Origin of the sequence: Mesorhizobium quangtriensis, assembly GCF_040081925.1 — a bacterium.
Classification (GTDB): Bacteria; Pseudomonadota; Alphaproteobacteria; order Rhizobiales; family Rhizobiaceae; genus Mesorhizobium_K; species Mesorhizobium_K quangtriensis.
Map to the genome: position 1 here is coordinate 403,819 of NZ_JBEBMF010000002.1, position 20,506 is coordinate 424,324.

Sequence of the window (20,506 nt, forward strand, 5' to 3'; positions counted from 1 at the left end):
GGACAGACATGATCATCACCTGCCCCTTCTGCGGCCCGCGCGACTCCTCCGAATTTGTCTATCGCGAGGAAGGCGGACGCACGCGACCGGATCCTAGCTCGACCGACCAGGCAGCCTGGAACGCCTACATCTATGAGCGCGTGAACACGGCCGGCGACCACGAGGAGACATGGCAGCATTCCGGCGGCTGCCGGTCGCATCTCAGGGTTTTGCGCAACACGGTGACGCACAAGATACTGGACGTGACGCTGGCGCGCGAAACCGGCAAGGTGGAGAAGCCGGCATGAGCCCGCGTCGCGCCACCAGCGGCGGGCTGATCGACCGCTCGCGCAGCATCCGCTTCAGTTTCGACGGGCAGGAATTCACGGGCCATCCGGGCGACACGCTGGCTTCCGCACTGCTCGCCAACGGCGTCACCCTGCTCGGACGCTCTTTCAAATGTCACCGCCCGCGTGGCCTGCTCGCAGCAGGCGTCGACGAGCCGAATGCGCTGGTCACGATCCTGCGCGGCGAGGCGCGCGAACCCAACATCCAGGGGACGATGCTGGAGATTTACGACGGCCTGAAAGTCGTCAGCCAGAACCGTTTTCCGTCATTGGGGCTGGATGTCGGCGCGATCAACCAGCTTGGCGGCAAAGTCCTCGGCGCCGGCTTCTACTACAAGACATTCATGGGGCCAGTGATCGGGCCGCTGAAAGGCACGCGTTTCTGGATGTTCAGCGAACATTTCATTCGCCGCGCCGCAGGTCTCGGCAAGGCGGGCACGGCTGCCGATCCTTCGCGATACGAGCGCATGAACGCCTTCTGCGACTTGCTGGTGGTTGGCTCAGGACCGGCGGGGCTGATGGCTGCGAAGGCAGCGGGGGAAATCGGCAAACGGATCATTCTGGCCGAGCAGGACGCACGCTTCGGCGGATCGGCCAACTGGAGCGACGAGACGATCGACGGACAGCCCGCTAGCGATTGGGCGGCAGCGACCGTGCGCGAACTGGCGCGGATGCCCAATGTCCGCGTCCTGCCGCGTACGAGCGTCTGGGGTTACTACGACGGCAACACAATCGCGGCGCTGGAGCGCGTGACCGACCACAAGCCATCGCCGCGCAGGGGCGAGCCGCGCCAGCGCCACTGGACGATCCGGGCCGGCACGGTCGTGCTGGCGACAGGCGCGTTCGAACGGCCGCTGGTGTTTCCGGGCAATGATCGCCCGGGCGTGATGCTGGCGAATGCTGCCGAGCGCTACGCGGCCGAATATGGCGTCATGCCCGGCGAAAAGATTGCGGTCCTGACCAACAATGATGGAGCCTATCGTTCCGCATTGGCTCTGCGCGAGGCTGGTTGCCAGGTCGTCGCAATCATCGATGTCCGCGCGGAAATCTCCGAGACAGCGCGCGCGATCGCGGTGCGGACCGGCGCTGAAATCCTCACCGGGCGCGCCGTGACCGCGACCGAAGGCGGCAAGAAGCTCCACTGCATCAAGGTGCAGGCCTTCGACGCGGCGACGGGCCAGATCAGCGGCGATCCGCGCAGCATCGATGTCGATTGCCTGCTGATGTCGGGCGGCTGGTCGCCGGTCATCAATCTCGCAAGCCAGGCAGGCGCGAAGGCGGAATGGAACGAAAGGCTGCAGGCCTTCCTGCCGCCAAAGGATACCGACGGCTGGGTTGGCGCTGGCGGTTTCAACGGGACGTTCTCGCTGGACGCCGCGCTTTCGGAAGGCTTTGCGGCTGGTGGCGGGACGGACACGGGCCTGCTGCCCGCGACTTCGAGCGACGACCTCGATATCGCCCCTGCCCCGGTCTTCGAGATCGCCGCAAAGGGCAAGGCGTTCGTCGACTTCCAGCACGATGTGACATCGGACGACGTGCGTCTGGCGCACCGTGAAGGCTTCCAGTCGGTCGAGCATCTGAAGCGCTACACGACGCTCGGCATGGCGACCGACCAGGGCAAGACGTCGAACGTTCCGGGGCTTGCCATCATGGCAAATGCGCTGGGCAAGCAGATCCCGGAGGTCGGCACGACGCGCTTCCGCCCACCTTTCGCTCCGGTGACCATCGGCGCGCTCGCGGCCGAGCGCTACGGCGAGATCAGGCCGGAGCGGCTGACGCCGATGCACGACTGGCATGTCGAGAACGGCGCGACGCTCTATTCCGCAGGCCTGTGGCATCGTCCGATGATCTTCGGCCTGCCCGGAGAGACGGTCGAGCAGGCCTATGTGCGCGAGGCGCGGACAACGCGAGAAGCAGCCGGCATCGCGGATGTCTCGACTCTCGGCAAGATCGCCGTGCAGGGACCGGACGCAGCGGACTTTCTCGATCGCATCTACACCAACATGTTCTCGACCCTGCCCGTCGGCAAGGCGCGCTACGGGCTGATGCTGCGCGAGGACGGGCTCGTCCTGGATGACGGCACGACATGGCGACTGGCCGAACACGACTTCCTGATGACCACCACCACCGCCAACGCCGGCAAGGTGATGCAGCATCTGGAATACCTGCTGGACGTGATCTGGCCGGAGCTGAAGGTGACGCTGACCTCGGTCACCGACCAATGGGCGGGCGCCTCGATTGCGGGCCCGAAGTCGAGGGACATTCTCGCCGCCTGCGTGACCGGAACGAAGGTCGACAACGAGACACTGCCCTTCATGGGCATCGTCCATGGCGAGATCGACCGGGCGCCCGTCATGATCTGCCGCCTCTCCTTCTCTGGCGAACTGGCCTACGAAGTCTATTCCGGCGCGGGTCACGGCACCCATGTGTGGCAAGCACTGACCGCGGCTGGCAAGCCATTCGGGCTGGTCCCGTATGGCCTGGAGGCGCTGGGCACCATGCGCATCGAGAAAGGCCATGTCACGGGCGCCGAGATCGACGGCCGCGTCACGGCGCGCGATCTGCATCTCGACTGGATGCTGTCGAAGAAGAAGCCGTTCGTCGGCTCGATGATGATGGACCGTGAAGGGCTCGTCGCGCCGGACCGGCTGCAACTCGTCGGCATCCTCTCGCGCGACAACATTCCGCTCAACGGCGGCGCGCACATAGTCGAGGAACTCGACCGCGACAATCCCCACGGTTCGATCGGCCACCTGACCGCGGCCTGCTATTCGCCAACGCTCGGGCAATATATCGGGTTGGCGCTGGTGAAGGCCGGCAAGTCACGCCACGGCCAGCGCGCGTTCATCTCCGACCCGCTGCGCAAGCGTTTCGGGCCGGTGGAGATCGTCAGCCACCATTTCTATGACCCGGAAGGGAAGCGCATGCATGGTTGACCAGCTTTCGCCGCTTGCACCCGTGTTGCGTCCGGGCAGATACGCCCGGGACGATCACAGCGTCGGCGTGACGCTCGCGGAGGTGCAGCCCGGCTCCATCGTCCAGCTCGCGGCGTGGCCCGGGCAGCAGGCGGGCATCCTCGCCGCAATCCGCGAGGTGATGGGACTTTTCGTGCCAGGCGGCGCCGGCAGCGGGGTCGCTACCGAGACCAAGAGCGCCTTCGGCTTTGCGCCGGGGAAATTCCTGGTGGCGGATCAGGAGGAAGGGCTTTTCGGCTATTTTGCCAATGCGGTCGGTCCTGACGCCGGGACCGTGACCGACCTGTCCCACGGCCGCACGGTGATCCGGATTGCCGGGCCGAAAGCGGAGTGGGTGCTGGCGAAATTCTTCGCAGTCGATTTCTCCAAGCCTGCGCTTGCCGTCGGCTCAGGCATCTCGACCGTCCATCACGATATCTTCGCGCTAATCCAGCGGACGGGCGTTGATCAATTCGACGTCTATGTCTTCCGCTCCTTCGCGCGGTCATTCTGGAATGCGCTCTGCCATGCCAGCGAAGAAGTCGGCTACGAAGTCGAGTAATCGGTTATCGAAGAAAAACCGCCCATTCATCCACGGGCGCGCGATCGGCTCTTAGACCGTTCTCGGGCTTGGAGGCGTCTTCGTAGCCCATCGACATGCCGCAGACGACGATCTGCTCGTCGGGAATGCCAAGCACCGGCTTGATCTGTCGGTAATATCGCGCAAAGGCCGCCTGTGGACAGGTGTGCAGCCCCCTGGCCCGCGCTGCGACCATGATGTTCTGCAGGAACATGCCATAGTCGATCCATGAGCCCTGATTCAGCCGGCGATCGATGGTGAAGATCAGCCCGACCGGCGCATCGAAGAACGCGAAGTTCCGATCATACTGGGCCCGCATCCGCTCGCCGTCCTGCTTGCCGATGCCCAGGAGCCGATACAAGCCAAAGCCGACGGCGCGACGACGGGCGTTGTATGGCTCAAAAAACGTATCGGGGTAGTATTTGTATTCTCCTGAGACATCCTCCGTCGCCAGCCCAGACTGCAGGATGGCATCCGAAAGCCGTTGCCTGGCCTCCCCCGTCGTCACATATACTTTCCAAGGTTGCATGTTCGCACCCGAGGGCGCCCACGAAGCGACCTCGAGAATTTCCCGGATCATCTGCTCATCGACCTGGTCGGGCAGGAAGGCACGGACGGAACGGCGCGATTTGATCATGCCGTCCACGACAGCGGCGTCCTGACGCGAGAAATTGTCTTCGTCTCGTACTGCCATGTCGGTCCCCCGGGAGGCGGCCTTGCCGGCCCAGCTCTTTGCACCGGGATGCCGGGACGGCAAGCCAATATCGTGGCATATGAAAATCGACTTGATTTTTTCATGGCGATCAGACTTCATGAAATTCAGAACTGAATTTTCATGAGATTCTGATGCCGCACAGCGCCGCTCATCGCGAAGAGCCGCTATCCGCCACGCAGTTGCTGGCGCACGACCTGCGTGCCTTGCGCAAGGCGCGTGGGCTGACGCTGGCCGAGATCGCGATGCGCCTGCAGCGATCAGTCGGCTGGGTCAGCCAGGTCGAGCGCGGACTGTCCACCCCTTCCCTAGCCGACCTCCGAGCCTTCGCAGAACTCTTCGGCGTGCCGCTCAGCCTGTTTTTCAGTCATGAAGCCGAGACCGAAGAGGAGCGTGGCGCTGTCGTGCGCGCCAGCCGCCGACGCTCCCTTGGCACCAGCGAAAGCGGGCTGGTGGAAGAGCTTCTCTCGCCTGATCTTGGCGGCAGCTTCGAGATGCTGCGCTCGGTGTTCGCGCCCGGTTCGGAACTGCCGGAGCCTGCACTCCGCAAGACGGAAGAAGCTGGATATCTGGCGTTGGGACGCTTCGATATCGAGATCGACGGCGTCTGGCACCACCTTGCCGAAGGCGACAGTTTTCGTTTCGCCGCGAAGCCGTTTCGCTGGCGAAATCCCGGCGATAAACCGGCGGTGGTGATCTGGGTCATCTCGCCGCCTGTTTATTGAACCAATATCAACGAACGAACGTAACGACCGGAGAAGTCAGTGGCAGATATTCCTTCAACTGCACGCGTGGTGATCATCGGCGGCGGCGCGGTTGGCGTCTCCTCGCTCTACCATCTCGCCAAGGCAGGCTGGACCGACTGCGTCCTGCTGGAGAAGAACGAACTCACCTCAGGTTCGACCTGGCACGCGGCTGGCAACGTGCCGACCTTCTCGTCCTCGTGGTCGCTGATGAACATGCAGCGCTATTCGACGGAGCTTTATCGCGGGCTGGCGAAGGCGGTCGACTATCCCATGAACTACCATGTCACGGGATCGCTCCGGCTCGCGCATTCGGACGAGCGCATGCAGGAATTCCAGCGCGCCAAGGGGATGGGCCGCTATCAGGGCATGGACATTGATGTCGTCGGCCTCGACGAGATCAAGCGCCGCTATCCCTTCATCGAGACGCATGAGCTGAAAGGTGCGCTCTTTGATCCGAGCGACGGCGACATCGACCCTGCACAACTGACGCAGGCGCTTGCCAAGGGCGCGCGCGACATGGGCGCCAAGATCATCCGCTTCTGCCCGGTCACCGGGGCACGCCGCGAAAACGGCGAATGGGTGATCTCGACGGCGCAGGGCGAAATCCGCTGCGAATACGTCATCAACGCCGGTGGCTACCGTGCCGCGGAAGTGGGCGCCATGTTCGGCCGCAAGGTGCCGATGATGGTGATGAGCCATCAGTACATCCTGTTCGAGGAGATCCCCGAACTCGCGGCATGGAGCAAGGAGGTCGGCCACAAGCTGCCGCTGTTGCGCGACGTGGATACCTCCTACTATCTGCGCCAGGAAAAGAGCGGCATGAACCTCGGCCCCTATGAGAAAAACTGCCGTGCGCACTGGGCGACGCCGGATGACCCGATGCCGGAGGATTTTTCCTTCCAGCTCTACCCGGACGACCTCGAGCGGCTGGAGTGGTATCTGAACGACGCCATCGCGCGCGTGCCAATCCTTGGAACGGCGGGGCTTTCGAAGGTCATCAACGGCCCGATCCCCTACGCGCCGGACGGCAACCCGCTGATCGGGCCGATGCCGGGCGTGCCGAATGCTTTCGAGGCCTGCGTCTTCACCTTCGGCATCGCGCAGGCCGGTGGCGCCGGAAAGGTGCTGGCCGAATGGGTGACGGAGGGCCAGACGGAGTGGGACATGTGGTCCTGCGACCCGCGCCGCTTCACCGGTTTCGCTGCCGAACAGGATTATGCGGTGGCCAAGGGCATGGAAATCTACGGCCACGAATACGCGATCCATTTCCCGCGCCATGCTTGGCCGGCGGGACGGGGGCGAAAACTTTCACCGCTCCACGAGCGGATCGCCGCGCTCGGCGCTCAGTTCAACGCCTATAACGGCTGGGAGCGCGCGACCTGGTACGCCAAGCCCGGCGACGATACCTCGGAGAAGTCGACGCAGACATTCCGCCGCGACGGACCCTGGCAGAAGCGCATTCGCGAGGAGTGTCTCGCCGTGCGTGACGCGGCGGGCATCCTCGACTTGCCGGGCTTCTCGCGGTTCATGCTTTCGGGTGAAAATGCACGCGAATGGCTCTCAACCATGATTACCGGCGTCGTGCCGAAGTCCGGCAAAATTGGTCTCGGTTACTTTTCTGACGAGAAGGGCCGCATCGTCACAGAGATGTCGATCATGGCTCTACAAGACGGCGAGCGCTTTATGCTCATCACCGCTGCGGTTGCCGAATCACATGATTTCGAATGGCTGACGCGACATTTGCCCAGCGGTTCCAAAGTTAGAATTGAGAACGCGACAGACCGCTTTTCCTGTCAGATTCTTACAGGGCCAAAATCACGGGAAATTCTTGCGGAGGTGGCGGAAAGAGTTGATCTGCACCGCCCTTGGCTCTCCACCCAACCGCGGCGTATCGCCGGCCGCTGGTGCCAGTTGGTCCGCGTTTCTTTCGCCGGCGAACTCGGCTGGGAAATCCACAGCAAGGTCGAGGACACGGCGGCGATCTTCGACGCGGTCTGGACCGCCGGCCAGAAGCACGGGCTGAAGCCGTTCGGCATGTTCGCGCTGGATTCGCTCAGGCTTGAAAAGAGCTATCGCGCCTGGAAGCAGGATCTCTCGACCGACTATACGGTGCTGCAGGGCGGGCTGGACCGGTTTGTCAAATGGGACAAGCCCGATTTCAAGGGCAAGGCAGCGCTGCAAAATGAGAGGCAGCAGGGCGTGAAGAAACGCTTCGTCACGCTCGTCGTCGACAGCCCCGAGTTCGACGCGCCCTACATGTCGACGCTCTGGCATGACGGAAAGATTGTCGGCGAGACGACGTCAGGAGGCTTTGGTCACCGGGTGGACAAGTCGATCGCGCTCGGCATGCTGCGCGCCGATCTTGCCGAGCCGGGCACCGGAATCGAGGTCGAGATATTCGGCGAGCGCTTTTCCGCGACAGTCCAGAAGGACGAGCCGCTCTGGGATCCCAAGAACGAAAGATTGAGGGCGTAGCCATGCCGAAACCATCCGCACGCATCAGCGGCATCATCCCCTCCGGCAAGGATGGCTGGGAGGTGCATTTCGCCGCCATGACCCGCAAGGAAGCGGGCGAGCCGATCATCATGCTCTCAGTCGGCGACCACGACTTCGATACGCCCTCCGAGACCATCGAAGCCTGCGTCACGGCGGTTAGGGGCGGTTATCACCACTACACGCAACTGCCCGGCATCCCACGCCTGCGCCAGGCGATGGCGAAGGCATCGACGCGTTGCACCGGGGTGGAAACGAACGCCGACCAGATCATCGCAACCCCCGGCGGGCAACTTGCGCTCTACGCCGCCGTGCAGGCGACGCTGGACAAGGGCGATCACGCAGTGGTGGTCGCCCCCTACTACGCGACCTATCCCGGCACGTTCCGTGCTGCCGAAGCCGACTTCACCGTGGTGGAAGCGCGCGCGGAAGATGGCTTCCAGCCCCGCGCCGAGGACATTGAGGCGGCGCTGCGGCCCAACACCAAGGCAATCCTGATCAACACGCCGAACAACCCGACCGGCGCGGTCTATTCACGCGAAAGCTTGCAGGCTCTTGCCGACCTCTGCATCCGCCGCGACCTCTGGCTTCTCTCGGACGAAGTTTACTGGACGCTTGCCGAGGGACACCACGTCTCGCCGCGCGCCCTGCCCGGCATGGCCGAGCGCACGCTGGTCATCAACTCCATGTCCAAGAGCCACGGCATGACCGGCTGGCGCATCGGCTGGCTGACCGGGCCGGAAAGCATGATCTCGGTCCTCATCAGCCTCAACCTCGTCACTACGTATGGCCTGACGGACTTCGTGTCGCGTGCGGCAACGGAGGCGCTGGAAAACGACTATGGCGTCAAGGTTATCGCCGATATCTACAACGGCCGCCGCACCTTGTTCCTGGACGCAGTCTCGGGCCTGAACAACATCGTCGTGCGTGGCTCCGAGGGCGGCATGTACGTCATGCTCGACGTCAGCGCGATCGAGCATGACGACGAGAAATTCGCATGGGGCCTGCTCGATGCCGAGAAGGTGGCAGTCATGCCGGGCTCGAGCTTCGGCGACGCAGCCAAGGGCCATGTCCGCATCAGCCTCTGCCAGCCGGACGCCATCCTTCTCGACGCCGCGACGCGCCTGCGCCGGTTCGCATCCTCCTATCGCAGCAAGGCAGCCTGACCATGGCCCCTATTCCCTCCAAGGCGCGCGCCGTCATCATCGGCGGCGGCGTTTCCGGCTGCTCGGTCGCCTATCATCTCGCCAAGCTCGGCTGGACCGATGTGGTCCTGCTGGAGCGCAAGCAACTGACTTCAGGTACGACATGGCACGCGGCCGGGCTGATCGGCCAGTTGCGTGGCTCGCAGAACATGACGCGGCTGGCGAAATATTCCGCCGACCTCTACGTGAAGCTGGAAGAGGAAACCGGCGTCGCGACCGGCATGCGGCAGGTCGGCTCGATCACGGTGGCCCTCTCGGAGGAACGCAAGCACGAAATCTACCGGCAGGCGACGGTGGCGCGCGCGTTCGACGTCGACGTGCGCGAAATCTCGCCCACCGAAGTCAAGCAAATGTACCCGCACCTCAACATTGACGGTGTTGTAGGCGCGGTGCACCTGCCGCTCGACGGCCAATGCGACCCGGCCAACATCGCCATGGCGCTCGCCAAAGGCGCGCGGCAGCGCGGCGCCAAGATCGTCGAGGGCGTGAAGGTGACTGCCGTCCACAAGCAGGACGGACGCGTGACTGGCGTCTCGTGGGCACAAGGCGACGAACAGGGCACGATCGAGGCGGACATCGTGATCAACTGCGCGGGCATGTGGGCTCGCGATTTGGGGGCGATGTCAGGGGTCAACATCCCGCTGCACGCATGCGAGCACTTCTACCTGATCACCGAGCCGATCGCGGGCCTGTCGCGGCTGCCGGTGCTGCGCGTGCCCGACGAATGCGCCTACTACAAGGAAGACGCTGGCAAGATGATGCTCGGCGCCTTCGAGCCGGTGGCGAAGCCTTGGGGCATGGACGGCATCCGCGAAGACTTCTGCTTCGACCAGTTGCCGGAGGACATGGACCATTTCGCACCGATCCTCGAAATGGGCGTCAACCGGATGCCGATGCTGGAGACGGCGGGCATCCACACCTTCTTCAACGGTCCCGAAAGCTTCACCCCCGACGACCGCTACTATCTCGGCGAAGCTCCGGAACTCTCCGGCTACTGGGTCGCGGCCGGATACAATTCCATCGGCATCGTGTCATCCGGCGGAGCCGGAATGGCGCTGGCGCAATGGATCAATGACGGTGAAGCGCCGTTCGATCTCTGGGAAGTCGATATCCGTCGGACCCAGCCCTTCCAGAAGAACCGCAGCTACCTCAAGGCGCGCGTGACCGAGACGCTCGGCCTTCTCTATGCCGACCATTTCCCCTACCGGCAGATGGCCAGCGCGCGCGGCATCAGGCGTTCGCCGCTGCATGAACACCTGAAGGCACGTGGCGCGGTGTTCGGCGAGGTAGCCGGATGGGAGCGCGCAAACTGGTTCGCCCGTCCGGATCAGGAGCGTGAATACAAATATTCGTGGTGGCGGCAGAACTGGTTCGACAACCAGCGCGACGAGCATCTGGCGGTCAGGAACGGCGTCGGACTATTCGACATGACTTCCTTCGGCAAGATCAGGGTCGAGGGCCGCGATGCGCTGGCTTTCCTCCAGAAGCTCTGCGCCAACGATCTCGACGTGCCTGATGGACGCATCGTCTACACGCAGATGCTGAACCCACGCGGCGGCATCGAGAGCGACCTGACGATCACGAGGCTGTCAGAAGCCGTGTTCTTCCTCGTGGTGCCCGGCGCGACGCTGCAACGCGACCTCGCATGGCTCAAGAAGCATCTCGCCGACGAGTTCGCCGTCATCACAGACGTGACCGCATCGGAAAGCGTGCTCTGCCTGATGGGGCCTAAATCACGCGACCTGATTCAAAAGGTGAGCCCGAACGATTTCTCGAACGAAAACAATCCGTTCGGAACATTTCAGGACATCGAGATCGGCATGGGGCAGGCCCGCGCGCACCGCGTGACCTATGTCGGCGAACTCGGCTGGGAGGTTTACGTGCCGACCGACCAGACGGCACATGTCTTCGAGGCGATCGAAGAGGCCGGCACGGATGTCGACCTGAAACTCTGCGGGCTGCATACGCTGGATTCCTGCCGCATTGAAAAGGCGTTCCGCCATTTCGGCCATGACATTACCGACGAAGATCATGTGCTGGAGGCCGGCCTCGGTTTCGCGGTGAAGACCGGCAAGGGCGATTTCGTCGGCCGGGACGCGGTGCTGAAGAAGCGCGAGGCCGGGCTGTCACGCCGCATGGTGCAGTTCCGCCTGAAGGATACCGAGCCCCTGCTCTTCCACAACGAAGCGCTGGTGCGCGACGGCAAGATTGTCGGCACGGTGACGTCAGGCAACTACGGCCACTTCCTCGGCGGAGCCATCGGCATGGGCTATGTGCCCTCGGAAGGCCAGATCGAGGCCGATATGCTGGCGTCTTCCTATGAGATCGAGATTGCCGGCGAACGCTTCGCGGCGGAAGCAAGCCTGAAGCCGATGTACGACCCGAAATCAGAGCGCGTGCGCATGTAACCTGAAGATTGACGTTTCGGATTATTTGCAATCTATATCCGGCAATCTTCGTACAGGTGGAGCATATCGTGACGTTGGCGGGTATCGGAAGAATTTCATTGGCCGTTGCTTTTCTAAGCGCCTTCTCGGCCGGCGCCGCTCAGGCCCAGTTCGCGGGATCGGGCGGAGCCAGCGTAACGACCGTGCAGGACGCCCGCTCCGCACGCGTCGGCGACAGGGTAGAGCTGACAGGCTCCATCAAGAAGGAAGTCGGCAGGGCGCAATACCTGTTTCGCGATAAAACCGGAGAAATCCGGGTTCGGATCGAAAAGGAATTCTGGCGCGGCCGGGAAGTAACGACCAAGACCGAACTGAAGCTGCGCGGCAGGGTACAGTCCGACGTTCGCGGCCGATTTATCGATACGTACTACTTCCAGATCGTGAACTGATCGATCCAACGGCCCCGGGCTCGGCGAAACAGCCAGCCCGGTCCGCCTAGTGCGCTGCCTGTCTGCAACAGCTGAGAACGCAGCGTTTACGCCTTTTCGGGCGCCTGCAGTCCGAAGAGGTCGGAAACCCACTTGCTGGAAGGGTGCTGGCTGCAGAAGGTCAGGACGGCGATCGAGATCGGCACGCCGATGAACGCGCCGAATATGCCCCAGAGATAGCCCCACAGGAAGACAGAGAAGAGCACCAGAACCGGCGACATGGACAGCGCGCTGCCGGCGACGCGCGGCTCCACATAGCTGCCGACGATGGACTGGATGAGGTTCAGTCCGACAAAGAGCGCAATCACGCCTCCCCATGTGTCGAACTGCGCGAGCGCAAGAAGCGTCGGCAGCAGTGTTGCGACAAGCGGCCCGATAAACGGAATGTAGTTCAGCGCGAAGGCGATAAAGCCCCATTGTTCAGCCAGAGGGAGGCCGACGAGCTTTGCGAACGCCCAGACCAGAAGGCCGGTGATGACGCTCATCGCCGTCCTGATCACCATGTATCTACGGATTTTCGCAGCCGTCAGCCTGGATCCCTGAAGAAACATATTACCGATGGCGGCATTGCGGAGAGACTTTAGCCGCTTGGCGAAATCCTCCACCTCAAGAAGACCAAGCAGCACGTAGACAAGCGCGACCAGCCAGAAGCTGAAAGTGCTGTTGAGCCGACCACCAAGCGTCTGCGTGACGCGCAATATCCACGACATGCCGAAATTGTCGGACCAGAGAACGGCAAGGACGATCCCGCGCTCCTCCAGCCAGAGCCTGAGGGATTCATAGGCCTGTGTGAGGCGCGAGGCGTCCGCGACCAGCCATCGGGCAACCTGGCTGAAGGACCAGGCCGTAAGCAGGGCAAGGGCCAGCACCACCGCGGCAACCACCAGGAAGGTGATCAGCAACGCGACGATGCGCGGAAGAGATTTCTGGAGGCGAACCTGAACCGGCCACACCAGCGCCAGGATGAAAAGCGCGAAGGCGATCGGAGCAAAGATGCCATCGGCCACGGCGAGCGTGGCAACGATCAGCAAGGTCGCGATCAGGACCTGGGTTACGCTGGTGGTCCTGGAGCTTACGTCCTGCATGTTTCGCTATCCCTCAATGGCGAAATTTGTCGACACTGGTCGCCTCGACCGAAGCGAGGGCTTGGGAGCGCAATTCACGAAAGCGCCCCACCGCAACCGACCCTGCCTCCTAGTATTGGCTACAGCGTATTCTTGTAAACCTTGCCGTCCTTCATAATGACAGAAAGGTTTTGCTCGGGATTCTCAATCAGCCGGATATCGTCGAGCGGATTGCCGTTGACGACAAGGAGATCGGCGAAAGCCCCGTGCTCGATCACACCCAGCTTGCCCTCATAGGGGTTCCGCAGGTTGGAAAGCGCAAGCAGGTCGGCATTGACCGATGTCGCTGCGCGCAGGACCTCGGCATTCGAATACCAGTTGGCGAGATGGGTCAGCATGACGTTCTGGCGCGGCGCCAGCTCAGCCGAGAACAGCAGGTCAGAGCCCCACGCGACCTTGATCCCGTACTTCTTGATGAACCCGTACATTCCCGGCGTGTAGCCGAAAATTTCTTCTGCCCGTTCAACACCGGGGCCTGTCTGGGAAGCGGCGTCCGCAATTGTCAGGAACGGCTGAGTGCTCAGCCAAATGCCGTTGTCGGCGACGAGCTTGGCCGTGTCTTCTGTCATTAGGTGCCCATGCTCGATGCAGGGCACGCCGGCGGCGACCGAGCGGCGAACTGCCGCGTCCGATGTGGCATGCACGGTGACATATGTATTCCAGTCGCGTGCAACCGCCACCGCCTCGCGCAATTCGTCCTCGCTGAATGTCATCATGTCCAGCGGGCTGCGCGGTGAAGAGACGCCGCCCCCGGCCACAAGCTTGACCTGCGAAGCTCCCAGCAGGAGTTGCTCGCGCACGCGCCTTTTCAAACCGCCGAGATCGTCGACGATCGACGCTCCGCCGAACTTTTCACTGAGGCTCAGCAGATCGCCGTCGCGCGGTATCTCGAACGGCATGCGAAGGTCGCCATGTCCGCCGGAGGTCGTGATCATCGCGCCCGATGGGAAAATGCGAGGACCAGGGATGATGCCGCCATCGATGGCCTGCTTGAACGAAAAGGCCGGTCCTCCCAGATCGCGGATAGTCGTGAAGCCTCGCAGCAGCGTGCGCTCGGCTTCGGCGGTCGACATGGTGAAGATCATGCCTGGATCGACCGTCATGAGAACCTGCATCGGCACTGCAGCGAAGATCGCATGCCAGTGTGCGTCGATGAGGCCTGGCATCAGGACTCGGTCACCGCAATCGATGACCGTCGCATCGGCAGGCGGAGCGTTGTTGGCCGTATCGATAGAGGCGATACGGTTGTCCTCGATCAGAATCTGGACGCTCTGAAGCGCATCCGACTTGCCGTCAAAGAGCCGGACCTGCCGGAGCAGCGTTTTGGACGGAGGGGTTTGGGCGAACGCCGGCCCGGATACCATCCCGGAAATGGCCGCCGCACCCAATCCAGCGAGAAATTCGCGTCTGGAAAACGCATCGAGCCGGCGGGAGGCCGCCTGAAGCTCGGGACTGACGCAGCCACAACCGGCGCCGTGGACAAGGTGCTGATACCTTCCGCCCAACTTGATCATGGTTTCCTCCTTGCGGGCAGAGACTCAAGTTCCGAAGCGATTTCGAAACAGCCCGATGATTGTGACCAAGAGTGCCCCGCCGAGCAGTCCCGCAACGCCAACCCCGACCAGCAGTTCCGGGGAAATGATGTACGAGCCGTCCGAGGCCGTATCCTCCACAAACGACTCAACACCTGGGGTCTGAGCGCCCAGCCAAGTCAAGCCAATGCCGCCAATTGCGCCGAATGCCGCGTCTTTCAATCGGCCAAGGCTCAGCGGCGGCACCAGGTTTCCGAGCAATACGCCCGACAAGGCGCCGGTCACCGCTTCTATGACGATCAGAATCCAAAAGCCTGAAGCGAACATTCGAGCGCGCCTATGATCGGACATCGAGACCGACACACTATTCGATTTGGCCGGGCCCTGTCCCCATAAACCTGATCAGCGCGAGCTAGAATTTCGCGAGCTTGCTTTTCACTTTACTGAGAAATGCTGCGCGGCTTTGCGGCGTGGAATTGTCCATGTTGTAGTGCGCCACATAGAGCGTCCGCGCCGTCGGCGCACAGAGCGCCCGCATGCCGCGCAGGATGGTCTTGCGGCCGGGCTGGCCCATCAGGAAGGAAATCCACGGCGACGCGCCGCAGGTCGTTATCACGCCAATCTTGCGGATGTGCGACACCAGCGAAACGATGCGGCCGCCATCGGGCGGCAGCTTGAAGGCAACGTCGGTCGCCCAGACGCGGTCGAGCCAGCCCTTCAGCATAGCGGGCAACCCGTACCACCAGGTCGGGTAAACAAAGAGAACCGCCTGCGCCCATCTGACGTTCGCGATATGAGGCGCCAGGGCCGGATCATCAGGCGCGCGATCCATGTTGCGGCGCTCTTCGGCGCCCAGCACCGGATCGAAACCCTCGCCATAGAGATCGACCAGACGGACCTCCCAGCCGCGCGCGGCAAGAGCGGCGACCGCCGTGTCGCGAACGGCGGCCCCGAAACTCTCCGGCACCGGGTGGCAGAAGACCACAAGGCAGCGCATCAGAAAGCGTCCATCTTGGCGGCAACCTTGTTCATGAAGCGCTCGCGGCTTTCGGGCGTGGAATGATTCATGGAATAATGCGCGAGATAGGAGACAGGCGCAAAGGGCCTGATGGTCGAGCGGAGCAGCCGCATTGCGAGCTTGCGCGGCGGATCGCCCATCAGGAGCGCCCGCAGCCTGGAGCCGCCATAGCTGGTGACAACCGCTGCCTTGGCGATGGTATGCAGGCTGGGCGTCGCCCGCCCGTCGACCATGGTGAACGAGACACCGGGCAGAAACACGCGATCGAAAAACCCTTTCAGGATGGCGGGGTAGCCATAGTTCCAGACCGGAAAACAGAGCACCAGCGCCTCAGCCGCGAGCAGGCGTTGGACATAGGGATCGGCGGGATCATTTGCGCTTCGCGGGTCGTGATAGGCGAGACGCTCGGCGCGTGTCAGCCTCGGGTCGAAGTCCTCGGCGTAGAGGTCGCAGTCATCGACCTGATGCCCCGCGGCGGTCAGCCGCTCGACGATGGTCCGGTGCAGCGCGGCATTGAAGCTGGTCTCGACCGGATGGGCGTGGAGGACGAGGATTTTCATGTGTGATCAGGACGTGCGCTCAAGTCCCTTGAACAAAAAGGTCTTGCCGGAACGGTAATCGTAGTTGGGGTGTTCCCAGGCAATCATCTTTCCGGGGTTTAGCAGCCCCTGCGGATCGGCCTCGCGCTTGAAGGCCAATTGAACCTCGTCGGTCTGCTTCATACCGCCCTCCTCCAGCGTGTAGCGGTGCGGGTTGAAGATCGGGCAGCCATTGTCCTCGAAGGCGCGGATGATCTCGTCCAGTCGCTCCTCGGTGGTGAAACGGACGAGGTTCAGGCCGAAGCAGGTGATGTTGCCGTCGAAGCGGACGAATTCGAGATGCGAGAGCACCTCGCCCGGAAACAGCCCGTCGATCTTCTCAATCAGGTCGAGATGGCTTGGGAAAGGATAAAGCGACTGGAGATAGGTGATCGCCGGATCGATGCGGAGCGCGCGCAGCGTGGTGTGATTCCACGCAAGCTCATAGGCCGGCGGCAGGCCCTTCTTCTCTTCATCGGAAGCAGTTGCCGCGTCGTACACGACATCGCCGCCAGCGCGGCGCGTGAAGGCAAGGAAGGCGTCGAGCGAGTGCGGCGCGACCATGGCAAGGCAGATGCTCTGCCCGTCGCGGAAGAACTTTTGGTGACGCTTGAAATAAAGCTGCGGAACCGGCGCCGCGATCGGCGTGACCAGCTTCGTCAGGATGCCGTCCTGGCAGGCAAGCGCGTTTCCGTAACGCGCCGCGCCCATGAAGCTGTCGAAACCGACGATGACGTCGACCCAGTCGTAGGATGCAGTCAGCGGCATCTCAACCTCGGTGATGATGCCGTTGGTACCGTAGGCATGGGTGACCTTATGGATGTCCTCGCCGGTCAGGTCGAGGATGCGCGGCTCGGCTTCCATGGTGACGACGCGCAGCCGCAGCACATTGCCGAAATCGCGCAAGCCACCAAAATTGATCGAGCCGACGCCGCCCGAACCGCCGGCAATGAACCCGCCGATGGACGCTGTGGCGTAGGTCGAAGGGTGCAGTCGCAGTTCCTGCCCGGAATGCGCGCGGGTCGCGCGGTCGATGTCGGCGATGACGGCACCCGGATGGGCAACGACTCGGCCGGGTGCTATCGACGTCACCGCGTTCATCTCTGCGAGGCTGAGCACGACGCCGCCGGAAAGGGGCATGGCCTGGCCGTAGTTGCCCGTCCCGGTGCCGCGCGGCGTGACCGGTACGCCATGCTTGTGGCAAGCGGCGAGAACCCTGATCACCTCACCCTCCGTTCGCGGCGAGACGACGAGATCGGCCGTGACATGATCGAGTTGGCGCTTCAGGAGCGGGCTATACCAGTAGAAATCGCGGCTCTTCTGCTGGACGATCTTGGGATTGTCCTCGATCTTCAGCCCTTCGAGCTCTGCTTTCAGCGCGGTTATGTCCATCACGCACCCATCAGGTCGTCGAGTTCGGAATAGTCAGGCAAGCTGCGTTCGATCTCACGACCGTTGCGCACCACGATGCGATCCGATTCCGGTCGGGAAAGCAATTCCGTCCAGCTTCGTCCCCGGAAGATGATGAAGTCGGCGGGGCCACCCGCCGCGAGAACCCCTGTCCCCTCCAGCCGCATGATGTCGGCCGGGGTTGTGGTAGCGGCCATAGACCAGTCGGCAACGGGATGGTCGAGATGCAGGATGCGCGTCGCGGCGCGATAGACTTCCAGCATGTCGAGGTCGCCATAGGCGTAGAACGGGTCGCGCGTGTTGTCCGACGCGACGGCGACGGGAATGCCGCGCGCCTTCATCTCGTGCAACAGGGTAACGCCGCGCCAGCGCGGCGTTGTGCCATCGCTGCGACGATCCTGCAGATAGAGATTGCAGAGCGGCAGGGAGACGACCGAGAGGCCGGCCTTTGCGACCTTGTCGAGCGTCAAAAGGACGTCCTGCTCCGGCTGGCGGGCCAGCGAACAGCAATGGCCGACGAGCACCCTGCCCCCGAAATTGTTCCAGAGCGCGGCTTCGGCGATCTTGCACAGGCCGGTCGCGGAGGGGTCCAGCGTTTCGTCGGCATGAAAGTCGAGGTCGAGGCCATGCTCGATCGCCTGCGAAAAGACGAAGTCCAGCAGTTCCTCGATATCGGGCATCGGATAGAGGAAAGCGCCGAGCACGCCACCAGAACGCGCGACCCGTCTGGCGAGTTTTGAGAAGCCTTGCCGGTCGCGCGCGGATTCGAGCCCGATCAGGCTGACCGCCTGCAACTCGATCCTGCCGCGCCAGCGTTCGCGCATCACCTCGAAGACCGGCCACGAAATGGCATCCTGCGGAGGAATGCTGTCGAGGTGCGTACGCAACGCCTTGGTGCCGTGCGCGTAGGCGGACCGGAGCGAGAAATCCATGCGGCGTTCGAGATCGGCAGCGGTCCAGCGCCCGACGCGATCAGCCTCGGCTGCGGCCAGCGCTCCCATAAACGAGCCGTCCGGATTGGGGCTGCGCTGCCAGATATGCCCCTTGTCGATATGGGTGTGGCAATCGACGAAACAGGGCAGGACGATACGGCCAGCGAGACCGTTTGAAGCTTGCGAAGACGGGTCGCGGGCAACGATGGACGTTATCCGGCCATCGGCGACCGAAAGGTCGGCGAGCATAAAGCCGTCCGCGTCGACCGGCGCGGAAAACCCGGGCGTCAGCGAGACATGAAGGCGGACGCGGGTAAGCGTGTACGAACCCGACACGTCGAATGCAGCCATCATCGATCCTGCTTCAGGGCGCTCTCGTGCCAGTTGCGCAGGACGAGATGTGAGATCAGCGACATCACGAGAAAGATCACGATACCGGTGAAGGAGATCAGGATCAGCGCGGCAAACAGGCGCGGCGCGTTGAGCCGGTATCCGGCCTCGATGATGCGGGATGCCAAGCCCGACGACTGGCCGGTCGAGCCGGCGACGAATTCGGCAACGACCGCACCGATGAGCGCCAGCCCTCCGGCAATCTTCAGGCCGCCTAGAAAATATGGCATCGCGGCTGGGAGACGCAGGTGCCAAAGCTCCTGCCAGCGCGTCGCGCCGTTCAGCTTGAACAGGTCCAGCAGGTTGCGATCGACGGAGTTCAGCCCGAGCGTCGTGTTGGACAGGATCGGGAAAAAGGCGACGATCCAGGCGCACAGCAACAGCTTGGCGGTCTGGTTGTCGACATAGATATTGATCAGCGGAAAGATCGCTACGATCGGCGTCACCTGCAGGATGACCGCGAAGGGAAAGAACGACATCTCCACCCATTTCGACTGGGCGAACAGCACGGCAAGCCCGACGCCGCCGACAACGGCTAGCAACAGGCCGAGAAACGTGATCCGCAACGTGGTCAGGAGCGAGCCGAACAGCAGCCCGGCGTCGGTATAGAGCGTCGCCAGCACCTCGCCGGGACGAGGCAGAATATAGCGTGGGATCTCGTTCCAGACGCAGATGCGATCCCACAGCCAGATCGCGAGCAGCATGATGGCGAGCGGTAGCACCCACCGGCCGATGCGCTCCAGTTTCGCCGAGCGGACCCGCCGCGCCTCTTCCGGATCGAGCGGCAAAGCCTGCGGATCAGTGATCGTCATGGACGCCTCCGCCAAGGATAATGGCTTCACCGAGGACGCCGGAAGCCTGGCGGCAGAGCGCGGCGTAGCCGGTCGAGGTGCGGAACGCCTCATCGCGCGGATGAGGTGCATCGACAGCGATCTCGCGAAAGACGCGACCGGGGCGCGCAGCCATGACGACAATGCGGTTGGACAGAAAAACGCTCTCGAATACGCTGTGCGTCACGAAAACGACAGTGAACTTCTGCTCCTGCCAGAGTTCGAGCAGGTCGTTGTTGAGCCGGAAGCGGGTGATCTCGTCCAGCGCGGCAAATGGCTCGTCCATCAGCAGAAGCCGGGGTTTGGTGACGAGGCCACGAGCGATCGACACGCGCATCTTCATGCCGCCGGAAAGTTCGCGCGGCATGGCCTTCTCGAAGCCGGTCAGATGCACGCGCTCGATCATCTCACTGATTACGGGCGCGGCCTTTTCGCGTGAAACGCCGCGCAGCCTTAGCGGCAGCCAGACATTGTCGAAGACGGATGCCCACGGCAGCAAGGTCGGCTCCTGGAAAACAAAGCCGATGTCCGAGCGCCCCCGCGCGTCGCCGCGCCAGTCCAGCAGGCCGGTCGTGGGCGTCGAAAGGCCGGCGATGATGCGCAAGGCCGTGGACTTGCCACAACCGGAGGGTCCGAGGAGGCTGAGGAAGTCACCCTCGCGAATGGCGAGGTCGACGTTCCGCAACGCCACGACGCCGTTGGAAAAACTCTTTCCGACATCACGCAGCATAAGGAGGGGCGCACCGCCCCTGCCCTTTGCCTCGCCGGCTGTGGCAGGCCCTTCCTGCAACATGCTGTCTA

At 62.9% G+C, this 20,506-nt stretch carries 18 protein-coding genes; 8 read left to right on the forward strand and 10 right to left on the reverse strand.

What is annotated here, in order from left to right; translation table 11 throughout:
• Positions 1–8: 8 nt before the first annotated feature.
• From ABMA32_RS10665 to soxG, 3 genes are read left to right on the forward strand one after another with little or no spacing between them, the layout of a single operon-like run.
• On the forward strand, positions 9–287 hold the full coding sequence (locus tag ABMA32_RS10665) for a sarcosine oxidase subunit delta (protein WP_349013744.1): 279 nt from the start codon (positions 9–11) through the stop codon (positions 285–287).
• A complete protein-coding gene (locus ABMA32_RS10670; RefSeq protein ID WP_349013745.1) occupies positions 284–3,262 on the forward strand; it encodes a sarcosine oxidase subunit alpha in 2,979 nt (992 codons plus the stop codon). The genes ABMA32_RS10665 and ABMA32_RS10670 overlap by 4 nt, the downstream gene beginning before the upstream one ends.
• On the forward strand, positions 3,255–3,842 hold the full coding sequence (gene soxG / locus ABMA32_RS10675; protein ID WP_349013746.1) for a sarcosine oxidase subunit gamma family protein: 588 nt from the start codon (positions 3,255–3,257) through the stop codon (positions 3,840–3,842). Before ABMA32_RS10670 ends, soxG begins: the two co-directional genes overlap by 8 nt.
• Before the next feature lie 4 nt (positions 3,843–3,846).
• On the opposite strand, the gene ABMA32_RS10680 is transcribed toward soxG, so the two are convergent.
• Positions 3,847–4,554 (reverse strand): nitroreductase, encoded by a 708-nt coding sequence (locus ABMA32_RS10680; RefSeq protein ID WP_349013747.1) that lies wholly within the window; start codon positions 4,552–4,554, stop codon positions 3,847–3,849.
• Positions 4,555–4,706: 152 nt separating this feature from the next.
• Here ABMA32_RS10680 and ABMA32_RS10685 point away from each other — a divergent pair, with 152 nt between their 5' ends.
• The 5 genes from ABMA32_RS10685 to ABMA32_RS10705 all read left to right on the forward strand — a co-directional run bounded on the left by ABMA32_RS10685 (position 4,707) and on the right by ABMA32_RS10705 (position 11,852).
• Positions 4,707–5,297 (forward strand): helix-turn-helix domain-containing protein, encoded by a 591-nt coding sequence (locus tag ABMA32_RS10685; protein ID WP_349013748.1) that lies wholly within the window; start codon positions 4,707–4,709, stop codon positions 5,295–5,297.
• A gap of 39 nt (positions 5,298–5,336) precedes the next feature.
• Positions 5,337–7,793 (forward strand): GcvT family protein, encoded by a 2,457-nt coding sequence (locus tag ABMA32_RS10690; RefSeq protein ID WP_349013749.1) that lies wholly within the window; start codon positions 5,337–5,339, stop codon positions 7,791–7,793.
• Between the two features lie 2 nt (positions 7,794–7,795).
• Positions 7,796–8,977 (forward strand): pyridoxal phosphate-dependent aminotransferase, encoded by a 1,182-nt coding sequence (locus ABMA32_RS10695; RefSeq protein ID WP_349013750.1) that lies wholly within the window; start codon positions 7,796–7,798, stop codon positions 8,975–8,977.
• 2 nt (positions 8,978–8,979) lie between these two features.
• Positions 8,980–11,424, forward strand: coding sequence for a GcvT family protein (locus tag ABMA32_RS10700; protein WP_349013751.1), 2,445 nt, complete (start codon positions 8,980–8,982; stop codon positions 11,422–11,424).
• Positions 11,425–11,522: 98 nt separating this feature from the next.
• Positions 11,523–11,852 carry a YgiW/YdeI family stress tolerance OB fold protein gene (locus ABMA32_RS10705; RefSeq protein WP_349013752.1) on the forward strand — a complete coding sequence of 110 codons (330 nt, stop codon included), beginning with the start codon at positions 11,523–11,525 and terminating at the stop codon, positions 11,850–11,852.
• Positions 11,853–11,938: 86 nt separating this feature from the next.
• On the opposite strand, the gene ABMA32_RS10710 is transcribed toward ABMA32_RS10705, so the two are convergent.
• From ABMA32_RS10710 to ABMA32_RS10750, 9 genes are all read right to left on the reverse strand, one after another.
• Positions 11,939–12,976 carry an AI-2E family transporter gene (locus tag ABMA32_RS10710; protein ID WP_349013753.1) on the reverse strand — a complete coding sequence of 346 codons (1,038 nt, stop codon included), beginning with the start codon at positions 12,974–12,976 and terminating at the stop codon, positions 11,939–11,941.
• A gap of 119 nt (positions 12,977–13,095) precedes the next feature.
• Positions 13,096–14,529 (reverse strand): metal-dependent hydrolase family protein, encoded by a 1,434-nt coding sequence (locus tag ABMA32_RS10715; RefSeq protein WP_349013754.1) that lies wholly within the window; start codon positions 14,527–14,529, stop codon positions 13,096–13,098.
• A gap of 24 nt (positions 14,530–14,553) precedes the next feature.
• Positions 14,554–14,874 (reverse strand): hypothetical protein, encoded by a 321-nt coding sequence (locus ABMA32_RS10720; RefSeq protein WP_349013755.1) that lies wholly within the window; start codon positions 14,872–14,874, stop codon positions 14,554–14,556.
• Positions 14,875–14,959: 85 nt separating this feature from the next.
• Positions 14,960–15,544 carry an NAD(P)H-dependent oxidoreductase gene (locus tag ABMA32_RS10725; protein WP_349013756.1) on the reverse strand — a complete coding sequence of 195 codons (585 nt, stop codon included), beginning with the start codon at positions 15,542–15,544 and terminating at the stop codon, positions 14,960–14,962.
• Positions 15,544–16,125: an NAD(P)H-dependent oxidoreductase gene (locus ABMA32_RS10730; RefSeq protein WP_349013757.1), complete on the reverse strand. Its 582-nt coding sequence runs from the start codon at positions 16,123–16,125 to the stop codon at positions 15,544–15,546. The genes ABMA32_RS10725 and ABMA32_RS10730 overlap by 1 nt, the downstream gene beginning before the upstream one ends.
• Before the next feature lie 6 nt (positions 16,126–16,131).
• Positions 16,132–17,535, reverse strand: coding sequence for an FAD-binding oxidoreductase (locus ABMA32_RS10735; protein WP_349014715.1), 1,404 nt, complete (start codon positions 17,533–17,535; stop codon positions 16,132–16,134).
• Positions 17,535–18,839, reverse strand: a complete 1,305-nt coding sequence (locus tag ABMA32_RS10740; RefSeq protein ID WP_349013758.1) for a cytosine deaminase — start codon at positions 18,837–18,839, stop codon at positions 17,535–17,537. The genes ABMA32_RS10735 and ABMA32_RS10740 overlap by 1 nt, the downstream gene beginning before the upstream one ends.
• Positions 18,836–19,687, reverse strand: a complete 852-nt coding sequence (locus tag ABMA32_RS10745; RefSeq protein ID WP_349013759.1) for an ABC transporter permease — start codon at positions 19,685–19,687, stop codon at positions 18,836–18,838. The genes ABMA32_RS10740 and ABMA32_RS10745 overlap by 4 nt, the downstream gene beginning before the upstream one ends.
• Positions 19,674–20,498, reverse strand: coding sequence for an ABC transporter ATP-binding protein (locus ABMA32_RS10750; protein ID WP_349013760.1), 825 nt, complete (start codon positions 20,496–20,498; stop codon positions 19,674–19,676). Before ABMA32_RS10750 ends, ABMA32_RS10745 begins: the two co-directional genes overlap by 14 nt.
• Positions 20,499–20,506: the final 8 nt, after the last annotated feature.

Coding starts and splice junctions, on each gene's coding strand:
- ABMA32_RS10665 (WP_349013744.1), top strand. CDS start 9: ATGATCATCACCTGCCCCTTCTGCGGCCCGCGCGACTCCTCCGAATTT.
- ABMA32_RS10670 (WP_349013745.1), top strand. CDS start 284: ATGAGCCCGCGTCGCGCCACCAGCGGCGGGCTGATCGACCGCTCGCGC.
- soxG (WP_349013746.1), top strand. CDS start 3,255: ATGGTTGACCAGCTTTCGCCGCTTGCACCCGTGTTGCGTCCGGGCAGA.
- ABMA32_RS10680 (WP_349013747.1), bottom strand. CDS start 4,554: ATGGCAGTACGAGACGAAGACAATTTCTCGCGTCAGGACGCCGCTGTC.
- ABMA32_RS10685 (WP_349013748.1), top strand. CDS start 4,707: ATGCCGCACAGCGCCGCTCATCGCGAAGAGCCGCTATCCGCCACGCAG.
- ABMA32_RS10695 (WP_349013750.1), top strand. CDS start 7,796: ATGCCGAAACCATCCGCACGCATCAGCGGCATCATCCCCTCCGGCAAG.
- ABMA32_RS10700 (WP_349013751.1), top strand. CDS start 8,980: ATGGCCCCTATTCCCTCCAAGGCGCGCGCCGTCATCATCGGCGGCGGC.
- ABMA32_RS10710 (WP_349013753.1), bottom strand. CDS start 12,976: ATGCAGGACGTAAGCTCCAGGACCACCAGCGTAACCCAGGTCCTGATC.
- ABMA32_RS10715 (WP_349013754.1), bottom strand. CDS start 14,529: ATGATCAAGTTGGGCGGAAGGTATCAGCACCTTGTCCACGGCGCCGGT.
- ABMA32_RS10720 (WP_349013755.1), bottom strand. CDS start 14,874: ATGTTCGCTTCAGGCTTTTGGATTCTGATCGTCATAGAAGCGGTGACC.
- ABMA32_RS10725 (WP_349013756.1), bottom strand. CDS start 15,544: ATGCGCTGCCTTGTGGTCTTCTGCCACCCGGTGCCGGAGAGTTTCGGG.
- ABMA32_RS10730 (WP_349013757.1), bottom strand. CDS start 16,125: ATGAAAATCCTCGTCCTCCACGCCCATCCGGTCGAGACCAGCTTCAAT.
- ABMA32_RS10735 (WP_349014715.1), bottom strand. CDS start 17,535: ATGGACATAACCGCGCTGAAAGCAGAGCTCGAAGGGCTGAAGATCGAG.
- ABMA32_RS10740 (WP_349013758.1), bottom strand. CDS start 18,839: ATGATGGCTGCATTCGACGTGTCGGGTTCGTACACGCTTACCCGCGTC.
- ABMA32_RS10745 (WP_349013759.1), bottom strand. CDS start 19,687: ATGACGATCACTGATCCGCAGGCTTTGCCGCTCGATCCGGAAGAGGCG.
- ABMA32_RS10750 (WP_349013760.1), bottom strand. CDS start 20,498: ATGTTGCAGGAAGGGCCTGCCACAGCCGGCGAGGCAAAGGGCAGGGGC.